11 protein-coding genes and 2 pseudogenes are annotated in these 14,064 nt (G+C 39.9%); 7 read left to right on the top strand and 6 right to left on the bottom strand.

The window, feature by feature from the left end:
• The 3 genes from IIC38_11115 to IIC38_11105 all read right to left on the bottom strand — a co-directional run.
• The coding region (locus tag IIC38_11115) for a hypothetical protein (GenBank protein ID MCH8126498.1) at positions 1 to 237 on the bottom strand (237 nt) is incomplete at its 3' end.
• Position 238: 1 nt separating this feature from the next.
• Entirely contained in the window at positions 239 to 1,108 is an 870-nt protein-coding gene (locus IIC38_11110; GenBank protein MCH8126497.1) for a hypothetical protein, read from the bottom strand.
• Between the two features lie 167 nt (positions 1,109 to 1,275).
• Positions 1,276 to 1,917, bottom strand: a complete 642-nt coding sequence (locus tag IIC38_11105; protein MCH8126496.1) for a hypothetical protein — start codon at positions 1,915 to 1,917, stop codon at positions 1,276 to 1,278.
• Between IIC38_11105 and IIC38_11100 the strand changes: the two genes are divergently transcribed.
• The 7 genes and pseudogenes from IIC38_11100 (at position 1,865) to IIC38_11070 (ending at position 8,240) form a co-directional block, all read left to right on the top strand.
• On the top strand, positions 1,865 to 3,424 hold the full coding sequence (locus IIC38_11100; GenBank protein ID MCH8126495.1) for a M20/M25/M40 family metallo-hydrolase: 1,560 nt from the start codon (positions 1,865 to 1,867) through the stop codon (positions 3,422 to 3,424). The genes IIC38_11105 and IIC38_11100 overlap by 53 nt on opposite strands.
• Positions 3,425 to 3,939: 515 nt before the next feature.
• Positions 3,940 to 4,173 (top strand): DUF2283 domain-containing protein, encoded by a 234-nt coding sequence (locus tag IIC38_11095; GenBank protein MCH8126494.1) that lies wholly within the window; start codon positions 3,940 to 3,942, stop codon positions 4,171 to 4,173.
• 48 nt (positions 4,174 to 4,221) lie between these two features.
• Positions 4,222 to 5,847, top strand: coding sequence for a TldD/PmbA family protein (locus IIC38_11090; protein MCH8126493.1), 1,626 nt, complete (start codon positions 4,222 to 4,224; stop codon positions 5,845 to 5,847).
• A gap of 37 nt (positions 5,848 to 5,884) precedes the next feature.
• Positions 5,885 to 6,890 (top strand): annotated as a pseudogene (locus IIC38_11085) (TldD/PmbA family protein).
• A 61-nt stretch (positions 6,891 to 6,951) separates the two neighbouring features.
• Positions 6,952 to 7,164 carry a hypothetical protein gene (locus tag IIC38_11080; protein ID MCH8126492.1) on the top strand — a complete coding sequence of 71 codons (213 nt, stop codon included), beginning with the start codon at positions 6,952 to 6,954 and terminating at the stop codon, positions 7,162 to 7,164.
• A 500-nt stretch (positions 7,165 to 7,664) separates the two neighbouring features.
• Positions 7,665 to 7,883, top strand: coding sequence for a hypothetical protein (locus IIC38_11075; GenBank protein MCH8126491.1), 219 nt, complete (start codon positions 7,665 to 7,667; stop codon positions 7,881 to 7,883).
• Positions 7,873 to 8,240: pseudogene (locus IIC38_11070) on the top strand (type II toxin-antitoxin system RelE/ParE family toxin). Before IIC38_11075 ends, IIC38_11070 begins: the two are co-directional and overlap by 11 nt.
• 131 nt (positions 8,241 to 8,371) lie before the next feature.
• Here the strand turns inward: IIC38_11070 and IIC38_11065 are convergent.
• The 3 genes from IIC38_11065 to IIC38_11055 all read right to left on the bottom strand — a co-directional run bounded on the left by IIC38_11065 (position 8,372) and on the right by IIC38_11055 (position 13,964).
• Complete coding sequence (locus IIC38_11065) at positions 8,372 to 9,838, bottom strand: PQQ-dependent sugar dehydrogenase (GenBank protein MCH8126490.1); 1,467 nt, start codon at positions 9,836 to 9,838, stop codon at positions 8,372 to 8,374.
• Between the two features lie 115 nt (positions 9,839 to 9,953).
• Entirely contained in the window at positions 9,954 to 11,171 is a 1,218-nt protein-coding gene (odhB, locus tag IIC38_11060; protein MCH8126489.1) for a 2-oxoglutarate dehydrogenase complex dihydrolipoyllysine-residue succinyltransferase, read from the bottom strand.
• A gap of 39 nt (positions 11,172 to 11,210) precedes the next feature.
• Complete coding sequence (locus IIC38_11055) at positions 11,211 to 13,964, bottom strand: 2-oxoglutarate dehydrogenase E1 component (GenBank protein ID MCH8126488.1); 2,754 nt, start codon at positions 13,962 to 13,964, stop codon at positions 11,211 to 11,213.
• Positions 13,965 to 14,064: the final 100 nt, after the last annotated feature.

The following is a 14,064-nucleotide window of genomic DNA, read 5'->3' as shown; positions in this document are numbered from 1 at the left end:
CTTTTCAATATCAATGCAATCATCATCAGGAACATTATCAAAGCTGCATTGCATCTCAGGCAAAAATGAAGTTCTTTCCGCAACCTGAATTGCTTTCAGAATAGAAACCTCTCCTCTTTCTTCTGTAAAAGTGATCTTCTGAAGTTTAGCATAAAAGATAAATCCAAAAATAACTAGCATAAAAAATACAAAAAGTATTGCTATGGTCTCAAACATCTTTATTTGTGCTTTTTTCATTTTAATATAATAAAGGACATGATTTTTGCTTTAATACCTTATTATTGCTTTTCACATCTGCAATATCTGATTTCAAAAGTGAACATTTCTCTATATCCAAAGAACATGCATCTGCACGTTCTTTATACAGATCCAAATAGGTCTTTTCATCACTGATCCAATAAAAATCCTTGCATCTTGCTTTAGGATCAATTGGATTCAACGCATAATAATCGATCAAAGCTCTTTCTCTTTGAGCATAAATGTCAACAACAAAACTAAGTCTTTTATACATCTTCTGAAGATTGCATTTAAAATAATCCAAATCTTCTGAGAAAATGGCCCCATAGACTAATCTTTCATCCAGATAAAACACATCTCCTTCAGCAATTAAACTCAATCCTTGCTTCTTATAAAATACAATTCTTTCCGAAAAGATTTGAACAGCAGAAACGTCTACATCTTTAAAGAAAGAAGGTAAAGAAATGTATTCGGGGGCAGTTGAAAAGAAAATAAATTTCACCTTATCATGTTTCTTATCGATAACACTATCCATATCATCAGCACTGATCATTCTCTCCTTAAGAATCTCCTTAGGAACTTTTGAAAATACTTCGTCAGCAAATTTATTATTCCCAACAAAGATATATCTTATTTCAGGACTTGTAACATGCAGCAAATTAAGAATCTTAAAAGGAGCAGAAATATCTAATGCCCACGTTATAATTTCCCTCCCCTTAACAATGTCTGGAGCAAAAATCACCTCAAAGGGCAAGGGAGTCCTTATTCCCGTCCGCTCCCAATCTACCCCAAACCAGGCATCTCCATCTTCACAGGCAAACTTTATCTCAATTTTAGGGATCTGGATTACATTTGTCGTTCCTGTACTCAATCCGGCCCCGGTTAATATTGCTTTAAATTCTTCTGAAACAGATGCAATCAGATTGGTATCAGAAACCTCCTTTTGTTTAAAGACTAACCCAACAAAAAAAAGGAGAATGATTGCTCCTGCAATCGTAACAAAAATCCAATTGAATTGTACGGAAAGTTGAGCTTTCCTCATCCTGCATCCCATTTACTTATAAGTGCTGATTTTCCTTTACCTTCTAATCTAATCACAATTCTTCCATTGACAGTTCTTAAACACAAATAACCATCATCTACATCAATAGAAGGAACTTTAATGGATTTTGGAGAAGGTGGAATCAAAAATACATTTTCTGTCTGATCTGTCCAGGCATCACAAACAATAGGATTATAATCTGGATGATTTAGCTGACATAATCCAAACAGCTCAGGAGATTTCTTGAAATCCACAAAACACACTTGCTGATGATTTGAAGGAACATACAACTCCAGCTTTTTTACACTTCCAAAATCAGTAGCAATACTCCTGATTTGAGTCTGTAGTTGAGTTTCGAATCTAATAAGGGATATTTCTTCAGTCCTTACGGTTAAATTGGTAATGGCCTTATAACCATACAAAAATATCAATGATGCAATAACTATTGCTAAAATAAAGATAAAGATTTGTGATGCAAATTGCGCTTTTTTGGATTTTCTTCTTATTTTAATCCCCTCTTTTTTGTTGCAAGTACCCTGGAAAAACAATTCAAAGTAATCTTTCATCCATAATAAGGAGAAATGTATGAAAAAACGAGCACCATTTATTTTGATCAGTTTACTGATGCTGGTTTGCATAGTAAACGCCCAGGAACCGATACACTGGCAAAAAATATCGGAAATTAAAGCCGAGGGATTTAATCATTCCCAGGTTATGGAGTTGTTGAGTTATCTCACGGATGTCCATGGTCCACGTTTGACCGGATCGCCTGGTTTAGCATCAGCCAACGAATGGATTGTGGAAAAGTTAAACGAATGGGGGTTAACAAATACAAATATTGAAGCCTGGGGCACGTTTGGTCATGGATGGACAAATGAGAGAGTTTATGTAGCTATGACAGCGCCACAATATATGCCTATGATCGCCTATCCAAAAGCATGGACACCTGGGACTAATGGTGTCATTAAGGGTTCTCCGGTTCTTCTCACAATTAACTCCGAGGAAGATCTGGATCAGTATAAAGGCACATTAAATGGTAAAATTGTTCTTGTCCAGGCAGCCCGGGATGCAAATAACCATTTTGAAGCCGATGCTACAAGACGATCTGAAGAAGATTTAACTGAATTAATGCAAGCCCCCATACCCGGCGCCAGATCACGCTTCGCAGGTCGAAGAGCTGAGTTTAGGCAAAGGAGAGCTTTGCGAAATAAAACGACCAAATTTTTTAAGGATGAAGGTGTGGCAGTTCTGGTAGAACCCAGCCGTGGAGAGCATGGTACTGTTTTTGTTAGTCGAGGAGGCTCCCAAAGCTTAACGGCTCAACCTACACTTCCTTCCCTGGTAGTAGCAGTCGAACAGTACAACCGGATCGCCAGGCTTTTGGATATGGATATGCCTGTTTCAATGGAAATCGATATTCAAAATACATTCCATAAGGAGGATTCACTGGCATACAATGTTGTTGGTGAAATCCCGGGTACCGATAAGAAATTGAAAAAAGAATTGGTCATGTTGGGTGGACATCTTGATTCATGGCATTCATCCACTGGCGCGACTGATAATGCTTCAGGTTGCGCAGTTGCTATGGAAGCTGTCCGAATTTTACAAGAACTTGGCATCAAACCACGCCGAACCATTCGTATCGCTTTATGGAGTGGTGAAGAACAAGGACTGCTCGGTTCCCGGGCATATGTGAAAAATCACTTTGCAGATAGAAGAACCATGGATCTGAAAAAAGACCATAAAAATTTCTCGGTTTATTTTAATATGGACAACGGTACCGGAAAATTCCGTGGTGTCTATCTGCAAGGCAACGATGCTGTTCGCCCGATTTTCGAACAATGGTTGAAACCATTTCACGATCTTGGCGCAAAAACGCTGACAATTCGTACTACCGGTGGTACAGACCACTTAGCATTTGATGCAGTGGGTCTGCCGGGATTTCAATTCATCCAGGATCGGATTGAGTATAGCACTCGTACTCATCACACAAATATGGATGCTTACGATTACACAATCAACAGTGACCTGATGCAAAATGCGGTTATCATGGCGTCTTTTGTTTATCATGCGGCTATGCGGGATGATAAAATTCCGCGGAAAGCGTTACCAACAGTTCAGTCGCAAACAGCGCAACGGTTTTAGATTTACCATTCTATTCGATGAAATAGAATAGTAATAAAGGGTTTGTTTCAAATTCACAGAGACAAACCCTTTTTTGTTAACCCTAATTTCAAACCATTTTAGTTTTTCTTCGAGCCTTTGGATGAAGTAGTTGAAAAAAGGATCATCCTAATAATGCGTACTTATTCTTGCCACAGACTAACACAGACTAAAGCGTAAAACATTATGTCAGGATGAAGAATATTACAAAATGATATGTATCCACCTTTTTATGTATCCGTCAGCCAACGGATATGTTCAAATAAGGGAACTTCATTTCTACAATAATTAAACATCTACGATGTTTTTAGTTATGCAAGATCTTATAAATCCATCCTAAACGAGGATAACTCAAATCTGTGGATAGCACATTCCTTATGAGTTAAGTTATAAATCGATCATAAATAACCTCGTAGAGGTTTTATTTTTGTAGATATAGAGTTGATCAAGGTTTTCCAATCCTCGTAGAGGATTAATAATTATAAAAGGAAGCAAATATGGCCAACATGACGCTCGAAATTAAAGATTATTTACAACTTATCCCTGCTGTAAAACATGCTCCTGAAAAATATCTATGGTCCTCTTACGATGCAGAAGCGGATGTGCTTTATATTAACTTCAAGAAACCCAGCCATGCTACTGACAGTGAATTGACGGATAATGATATTATTATTCGATATGAAAAAGATAAAATAATAGGTCTAACTATTTTGAATGCAAGTACACGTTAATGATACCATCGCTTAGAGCGATGGTATCATTTTTGACCAAGGAATAAAATGAGAAGAAGAAAATTCTTAATAATTGGCGGTGCCGGAGTTGGCGCATTATTCATTCCCGTTCATTTAAACAGCAAAACATTTAACGGCGCCATCACATCGATTCCAACCAGTGACAAAAAAGCCCTGGCGGATATTGCCCTCAATACGGGAACAAAAAACGGGGCAACCTATGTCGATATTCGTATCGGGAGATATTTAAACCAATTCGTCATTACCAGGGAAAACAAAGTCCAAAATATCCGTAATACCGAATCATTCGGCGCCGGAGTTCGTGTAATCGCAAACGGAACCTGGGGTTTTGCCTCTACAAGTAATGTGACAAAAGATGACATTGCAGAAATTACTAATCAGGCAGTCGCGATAGCAAAAGCAAACTCTAAAATTCAGGAAGAACCGGTTCAATTAGCTTCTGATAACGGACATGGGGAAGTTACCTGGAAAACACCCATTGAGAAAAATGCATTCGATATACCCATTTCCGAAAAAGTAGACTTGCTTATGGCCGTCAATGCAGCTGCACTGGATAACGGCGCCAAGTTCGTCAATTCTCGCCTGTTTATGGTAAACGAGCAAAAATACTTTGCCTCAACAGACGGTTCTTACATCGACCAGGACATCCATAGGATGTGGCCGACATTTACAGTTACCGGTATAGATTCTTCAACCGGTAAGTTCGAAACCCGGAACTCTCTAAGTTCACCTATGGGTATGGGCTTTGAATACATGGATATCCGCGAATCCGCCAAAATTCACGGCGTTACGACTAGATATGGATTTCACTATGATATGCAGGAAGATGCTGTGCTAGCCGCAAAGCAGGTTGTGGAAAAATTCAAAGCTAAATCGGTTGAGGCTGGAAAGTATGACCTGGTCCTGGATCCGACCCACCTTTTCCTTACCATTCACGAATCGGTCGGACATCCCCTGGAATTGGATCGTGTGCTTGGTTATGAAGCCAATTTTGCCGGAACCAGTTTTGCCACACTGGATAAATGGCAATCAAAATCGTTTAACTATGGCAGCAAAATCGTTAATTTTTTTGCAGATAAAACCCAAAAAGGCTCCCTCGCAGCAGTTGGTTACGATGATGAAGGCGTCAAGTGCAAGCGCTGGGATTTGGTAAAAGATGGCATTTTGGTGAACTACCAGGCCATCCGCGACCAGGTACATATTTTGGGAGAAAAGGAATCCCACGGCTGCTGTTATGCGGATAGCTGGAGTTCAATCCAGTTTCAACGCATGCCCAATGTTTCTTTAGCTGCAGGAAAGGAAAAACTTTCGGTCGATGAAATGATCAAAGATGTTGAAAAGGGCATCTATATTATGGGCCGGGGTTCTTATTCAATTGACCAGCAGCGCTATAATTTCCAATTTGGCGGTCAGTTGTTTTATGAGATTAAAAACGGTGAAATTACCGGCATCCTTCGCGACGTCGCTTATCAATCCAATACCCAGGAATTCTGGAATTCCTGCGTCCAAATTTGCGATGAGCGTGATTATCGGTTCGGTGGTTCGTTTTTTGACGGCAAGGGACAACCCGGCCAGATCAGCGCTGTTTCACATGGCTGCTCGACATCCAGGTTCAACGGAGTAAATGTAATTAACACAGAACGAAAAGTATAATTGAGAATTGATCATAAAAAATTAAGGGTTTAACATTATGGCAATATTATCAAAAGACGATGCACGTGCAATTCTTGAAAAAGCCATGAGCTTCTCGAAAGCCGACGGCTTTGAGTCTAACGTGAACGGTAATGTTGGCGGAAATATTCGATATGCCCGTAATACAGTGACAACCAGCGGGAGAGAGAGCGATCTTACCTTAATCGTTCAATCCAATTATGGCAAAAAAATGGGAACAGCAACGATTAATGAGTTCGATGACGCCTCTGTTGAGAAGGTAGTTAGAAGGTCGGAGGAACTTGCCAAACTCGCGCCGGAAAACCCTGAATTTGTCGATGTATTGGGTCCCCAGCAATACTTAAAATCCAAAGCTTATTATGGAATCCACCGCAAATATAAATCCTGAATTTCGCGCCCAGGCAGCGCTGAACAGCATCAAGCCATGCAGGGAAAAAGATTTGATTGCGGCCGGGTTTTTGCAGGACAGTGCGAATTTCCAGGCAATGATCAACACTGCTGGTCTATTTGCCTATCATGCATCCACCGGAATTGATTTTTCGATTACTGTTAGAACCAAAGATGGTACCGGATCCGGATATGCCACAAGAGATTATAATGATGTGAATAAACTCGATACCGGCAGGGCATCCCAAATTGCGATCGAAAAAGCGGATATGTCCAGAGATGCAAAAGCAATTGAACCGGGAAAATACACTGTGGTCCTCGAACCTGCCGCTTCCATAGGCTTACTGCAAAATATGATTTTCAGCTTCAATGCAAGACAAGCGGATGAAGGCCGGAGTTTTATGGCTAAAAAGGGCGGCGGCACCAAACTCGGAGAGAAAATAGTTGATGAACGCATAACCATGTATTCGGACCCGACTCATCCGGATGTGCCGACATCGACATGGACCCAGGATGGGCGGCCGAGAAAGAAAACCTACTGGATAGAAAATGGCGTTGTAAAGAATCTATTCTATTCTCGATTTTGGGCAAAAGATAAAGGCGTTGAAGCCACTCCGTCCCCGGGAAACGGAATTTAGAAATGTTTTAGCATTTTATATTCGAAATCAAAGCTTAGAACTCGATAAAGCCATAAAAATTATGAATGAAGCAGCAACCCTGATGAATGAAAATGAATATGATGTAACTTCATTAGATGTTTTGAAATTAGCTGAGTTATCAGAATGTTCTGCATATGACTATGAGTTTGTGGCATTAGCAAAAGATCTTGACATTCCATTAATTACTTTGGATAAAAAAGTATTAAAAGCGTTTCCACAATATACAATTTCACTAGATAGCTATATTCAATAATCTTTTCTGAGTAACCATAATAACATGATTTTACAATCAGACAAATGAAACCTTTGCAGCTTTATTTCACAGACGATAGTGCACAATGTGACAGTTGGTAAGCTTGGGTATTTTGTATATATCGATGCCAATCTGAAAAAAACTCTTGCTCATCCATCTTTATTTTGAAAACGGAAGTTAGTCCACGGGATGTTTATTTTGTATATGATTCAAAATCCCATTGGAAATCGGGAGTAACAGAGCAAGATTATTGGCAGCAACAATTGGCAAGCCTAAAAAATATTGCTGCCAAACATTTCAGACCTGAATTAGAGAAAAAAATTAAAGGAATGCTTGCTGGGAAGTAGCTATTTTGTTATATAGTGAATGTTACTTTTAATAGTTAAAGATCTAAGAGCTACTAGGTTGAGCATTAAATGGCACATTGAGAATCAATAATCTTATAATCTCTATTTGATTTTCAACCAGAATTAATGTAGGTTAAAAAAAATGAGGTTATGATGGCTACTAACATTTCCAGATACCATGAGTTAGTATTAGAAGAAATAGATAAGACACCAGAAGAACAACTTCCATACCTGTTGCAAATAATACGTATATTTCGAGAAAGTACAAGCTTGAAATCTGCAGAAGAAAGCTTTAAACAAGGGTGGATGGAAACATTAAAAGGAGAAACGAAACCGGTTTCAGAACTGTGGGACGGAATAGATGCCGAATGAAGATACAGCTGATATTAGACAAGTAGAGTTTACTCCTGAATTTAAGAGAAATAAAGGCATCTCTCAAAAAAATATCGACATATAAAATCAGATATTCAGTCAGTGATAGAAGATTTAGAATCGGGGCGAACTTTGGGAGACCGGATTCAAAGTGTTGGATATACGGTTTGCAAATTACGAGTCAGAAATACTGATTTGGAAAAAGGAAAACGATCTGGTTACAGGTTGATTTACTACATCATTAAAAAAAATAGAATTGTCCTAGTAACTATATATTCAAAAACAGAGCAGGGAGATGTTTCAGTCGCACAGATTCGAAGTACAATAGTAGAATTTGAGAGTGTGAAACAAAAATAGGGTCAACTTTTTTCTTAAAGACAACTTTTCCTTTGCGGAGCACGATATAATTATTCAGGTTTTATAAAACCGCTCCCCAAAAAACATAAACTTCAAATAAGAGTACTTTCCAACTTATCCCTTAAAGAACCTTATTTTAGCATGGTTAGCCGTTTTATGTGTCTGATTGAATGATCTACAATCAACCTATAAAAGTAAATTCCTGCTGCCACCTGACTTCCCCGATCGTTTTTTCCATTCCAGAAAACTGTAAACTCACCGGCTGATAACATTCCAGGAGAAAATCTTCTGACTAATTCTCCCCGTAAATTATAGATCTGAATGGAGACGTCACTACTTTGAGCCAAACTAAAGCTTATTGTAGTACCGCCCTGAAGATTTGCAGAAAACGGATTGGGATAGTTCTGCAATAAGCTAAATTGCGATGGAATTTCGGAATTTGAATCTTCCGAAGTGACTGTTGGCTTGAAACGATAAATTCTTCCATCAAAAGCACAAATGTAAAGCTCGTTGTTCTGATCGATGCCAAACGATGAAATAAATAGACTGGTATTAAGAAGTTCGGTATTTTCCGCTAGGTTCGTGCCATCGTAGTTAAGCGCCCAAATCCTTCCGGTAACAAAATCACCATAAATGTACGATCCTTGCAGGTCTGGCACACCTGGTCCACGGTAGACATAACCACCGGTTACAGATTGTCCCAAGCTATGAGAATAATCATAAATTGGCAATTCCAAGCCAGACTGATTACATCCAGAAGTGGATGGTCGACAGATTGCCCCTTCCATAATCTTCCAGCCATAATTTTTGCCATTTTCGATAATGTCAATTTCTTCTCTTGCACCCTGGCCGACGTCTGCAGCCCATAACCTGTCAGTTTCAAAATCAAAACTAAAGCGCCAAACATTGCGTAAACCATAAGCATAAATTTCTTCGCGAAACCCTTGATTATTTCCAGCAAACGGATTGTCACCGGGAATGCCATAATTCTTGCCGCCAGCCGGGTTGTCCACATCGATACGCAGAATTGCCCCAAGCAGTGTTTGGCGGTTTTGCCCGTTACCATTCGGATCATTCGCCAATCCGCCGTCGCCGAGCGAAATATAAAGAAATCCATCCGGCCCAAAAGCAATCTGGCCGCCATTGTGATTACTGAAAGGCTGGTTGACTTCCAATAGTACTAATCTACTGTTGGGATTAGCAAGATCCGGATCCGAATTATCTACCTGAAATCTCGCAATCACTGTTCTTCGGGGATTCGAAGCAGAATAATCGACATAAAAGAAACCGTTGTTTGCATAATCAGGGTGGAATGCCAAACCCAATAAGCCTTCTTCATTACCGTTCCTACGAACCTGGCTTTGGATATTTAAAAATTCATTTTTTGTAGCTGCCTCTCTATTGTTTTCAAAAACATGAATAATACCGGCCTGCTCTACAACGAAAATACGATTCGAACCATCGCCTGCATGCTGGAGATCTACAGGACGAGCGAAGGTAGTCAAATCTGGGAAAGCAACTTCAAGTTGAGGTTGTGCGAGTAACGAGGAATAACATAAAATCGAAAAGCAGAAAAACGTAGGTTTAAGATATCTCATTGCTATTTCCATTTTTTATGAATTTCATTATCAGGTTCGATTTCGCAACAAGACCCCCGATAGCAGCATTCGGGGGTGACAGTTTTTGGAGTTTTTAAAAGTCCTTGTAAAAAAATCAAACCTCAAGCAACATACGATGGGGATCTTCCAGCAATTCTTTAATGCGGACAAGAAATCCAACTGACTCCCTGCCGTCAATAATGCGATGATCGTAGGATAGGGCGACATACATCATCGGTCGAATGACCACTTCGCCATCAATCGCCATGGGTCGATCCATAATTTTGTGCATGCCCAGGATCGCAGATTGCGGTGCATTAATGATCGGCGTCGACATCAAAGAGCCAAATACGCCGCCATTGGTAATGGTAAATGTTCCCCCGGTCATCTCTTCGATCGAGAGTTTATTGTCACGGGCTCTTTCGGCCAAACTAGCGATTTTCCTTTCAATTTCTACTAAAGGCAAGCCTTCCGCATTCCTAATGACTGGAACCACCAACCCCCTGGGCGTAGAAACCGCGATGGCGATATCGCAAAATTCATGATAAACGATTTCATCATCCTCGATATAAGCATTCACTGCCGGCCACTCTTTTAAAGCGATGCAGGCAGCCCGGGTAAAGAATGACATAAACCCCAAACCGATATCAAATTTCTTCTTAAAAATCTCTTTGTAATTGACCCTGATCTGTTTGATTGACGATAAATCAATCTCATTAAACGTTGTGAGCATTGCCGTTTCATTTTTGGCTGCGACTAAACGACGGGCAATGGTTTTCCGCAAAGTAGATAATTTCTTCCTTTCTTCATTGCGGCTCCCAGCTTTGACCGAAGGCATATCTTCAATAGCTTCTTTCTCCATATCGCCATCAGTCGATTTATCAGCTATTTCCTTTCGTTGTTTGATGGCATCCAATGCGTCGTCTTTAATGATCTTGCCGCCATTGCCGGAGCCAATTACATTTTCTATAGATACACCGGCTTCTTGCAGGATCTTTGCCGCAACCGGTGATACTTTTGCACCCTTTTCCATTGCTTTTTGAGATTGCTCGACTTTCTCTTCCTCAACAGCTTCAACCGCTTGCTTTGGCTTCTTTGCGGAAGTTTCAATCTCAGCAATTGTTGCGCCGACTGCGATGGTCTCGTCTTCTTTGGCAATGATTTTCAAAATCCCCGCTTTTTCAGATGGCATTTCGAGCGTAGCTTTGTCTGACTCGATTTCACAGATGAGCTCATCGACTTCAACATAATCGCCATCATTTTTTAACCAACGGGAAATTGTAACTTCGTTGATCGATTCGCCTATTTCGGGTATTTTTATTTCAAAAGACATTTTTAAAACCTAAGAATTTGAATTTACAAACACAAAAAATCAAACTGCAGCTACAAAAATTTTATCGGATTTTTGAGTCACTTTTTCAAATGCAATGTCCAGGATTTTATTCTGTTCTTTAACATGGTGCCGGTGAAATCCGGTTGCTGGAGTAGCCTGTGCTTTCCGGGATATCCGATTTAAACGCACTGCGGTAAAGTTGCTGCGTAAGAATGACCAGGCGCCCATATTTTCCGGCTCTTCCTGCACCCAGACAAATCTTTTTGCTGAATCATATTTATCTACAATCTTTTGCATTCTTTTCTTTGGAAAAGGATAGATCTGCTCCAGACGAATGATTGCGATATCTTTACGGTTTTCTTGCTGTTGCCGCTCAAACAGTTCGTAATAAATCTTACCGGAGCAAAAGAGTACTTTTTCGACATTGTCGGGATCAACGTTTCCGTCATCGATAACCGAGTTAAAACCACCATGGGTGAAATCTTTTACCGGACTTACACAAAGTGGATGGCGCAGCAAACTCTTGGGAGTCATACAAATCAATGGAATGCGAAACGGGAAAGCTATTTGTCGTCTCAATACATGAAAAAAGTTTGCCGGAGTTGTGCAGTTTACTACTTGCATATTCAGATACGCACAAGCCTGTAAAAATCTTTCCATCTTTGCTGAAGAATGTTCAGGACCTTGTCCTTCAAATCCATGGGGTAGAAACAAAACCAGCCCATTCATCCGTTTCCATTTAGCTTCAGACGAAATTAAAAACTGATCGATAATAATCTGGGCTCCATTGACAAAATCGCCAAACTGGGCCTCCCAAATAGTTAGACCTTGCGGATTAGCCACGCAATAACCAAACTCAAAACCGAGAACACCATATTCCGACAGCGGAGAATTGTAAATTCTAAAAAGATCCTTATTTTCCTGAATATGGTTCAAAGGCACATAAATCTGTTCGATTTCATCGCTTTTTAAAACCGCATGGCGGTGTGCAAAAGTCCCTCTTTCACAATCCTGGCCGCTTATCCGAATTTGGTTATTTTCGTTTACCAGGGTCCCATACGCAAGTAGTTCTCCCAATGCCCAATCATAACTATCCGCTTTTAGTATTCTTTCTTTTCTTTCATTGTATATTTTTTCGATTTTATTGAGTACTTTCATATCCTCAGGAATCGTGAAGATCTTTTCCCCTATCCTTAACAGTGTTTTATGATCCACAGCCGTTTTGGGAGGATTTTCAAAATCAGCCTCAGTTGCATCACGAAAACCTTTCCAATCTTGTTCGAATATCGAAATCTCAGGTCTAACTTTCTTGTCTTTCGCTTTCGACAATAAATCGCCTAATTTATCGTGAAAATCCTTTTCTATCATGGCGACAGCTTCGCCATTGATTTCCCCATTATTAGCTAATTTCTTACTATAAATATCATTCGGAGTGGGATGCTTCGCAATCATTTTATACAAATGTGGTTGAGTAAAACGAGGATCATCGGCTTCATTATGGCCGTATTTTCGATAGCCAAGCAGATCAATGAAAACATCGGTGTGAAATTTTTGCCGGTATTCCATTGCCATTTGAACCGCAAAAACCACCGATTCCACATCATCCGCATTGACATGAAAAACAGGTGAATGGGTAACCTTGGCTACGTCCGTACAATAAATACTGGATCGACCATCTAAATAATTGGTTGTAAATCCAATCTGGTTGTTAATGACTAAGTGGATCGTTCCGCCTGTTTGATATCCTTTTAACAGGGACATTTGAATGACTTCATAAACAACTCCCTGGGATGCTATAGCGGCGTCCCCATGGATCAATATCGGCACAATCTTATTATTATCACCATTGTAACGTTTGTCTATTTTTGCACGAACCATACCCTCTACTACAGGGTCGACAGCTTCCAGGTGAGATGGATTGGATGCCAAACTCAAGTGCATTTTTTTGCAATTCCTCAACTCAATGTCACTGGAATACCCCAAATGGTATTTAACATCGCCTTCAAAAATGGAATCGTCGTAGGCGTCCCCTTCAAACTCTCGAAAAATGTACCCATAGGATTTTTCTAAAACATTCGCCAGCACATTCAACCTGCCTCGATGCGCCATTCCAATCACAAATTCTTGCACACCAAGCTCACAGCCTTTTTCAAAAATGGCATTAAGCCCCGGGATCAGGGATTCACCACCTGAGAGCGCGAATCGTTTTTGTCCAAGATATTTGGTGTGTAAGAAATTTTCAAAAAGAACAGCATGAGTTAATTTACGCAGGATGTGTTTTTTGTCCTCGATAGAAAAATTGGGAGTGTTCTTGGTAGATTCCATTCGGGTTTGCAGCCATTTTTGTTTTTCCGGAATGCGGATAAACCTATACTCGACTCCAATTGAGGTACAATACGTTTGCTCCAGGTGTAGAATGATATCTCCCAATTTAGCCGGACCAATGCCTATTTCAGTCCCTGCCTCAAAAACAGTATCCAGGTCGGACTCTTCCAAGCCAAAATTTTGTGGATCGAGTGTGGGATAGTACTGTCTTCGGTCCCGGACAGGGTTGGTTTTGGTAAAGAAATGGCCACGGCTACGATAATCTTGAATTAAGCGCAGAACTTTAATTTCCTTTTTTACCGATTCCGGTGCTTCGGCGATCTTGGATTCGGTGGCTGAAGCAAATTCAAATCCCTCAAAAAATTTCTGCCAACTTTCATCTACCGAAGCGGGATTATTTTTGTAATCTTTGTATAATCCTTCGATATATTCAGGGTGTGCATTATTGATATATGAGAATTTATCCATTCTTTATAAAGCCTAAACTAATAAAAATCTATTTCAGTTTTTGAGTTCCTTAAATTATTGTACAACTCATGTAAATTCAATAAAATTATTGACTCATGTA

This window comes from candidate division KSB1 bacterium (assembly GCA_022566355.1).
Taxonomy (GTDB): domain Bacteria; phylum Zhuqueibacterota; class JdFR-76; order JdFR-76; family DREG01; genus JADFJB01.
The sequence above is the reverse complement of the archived record's forward strand: the minus strand, read 5'-3'. Positions and strand labels throughout refer to the sequence as shown.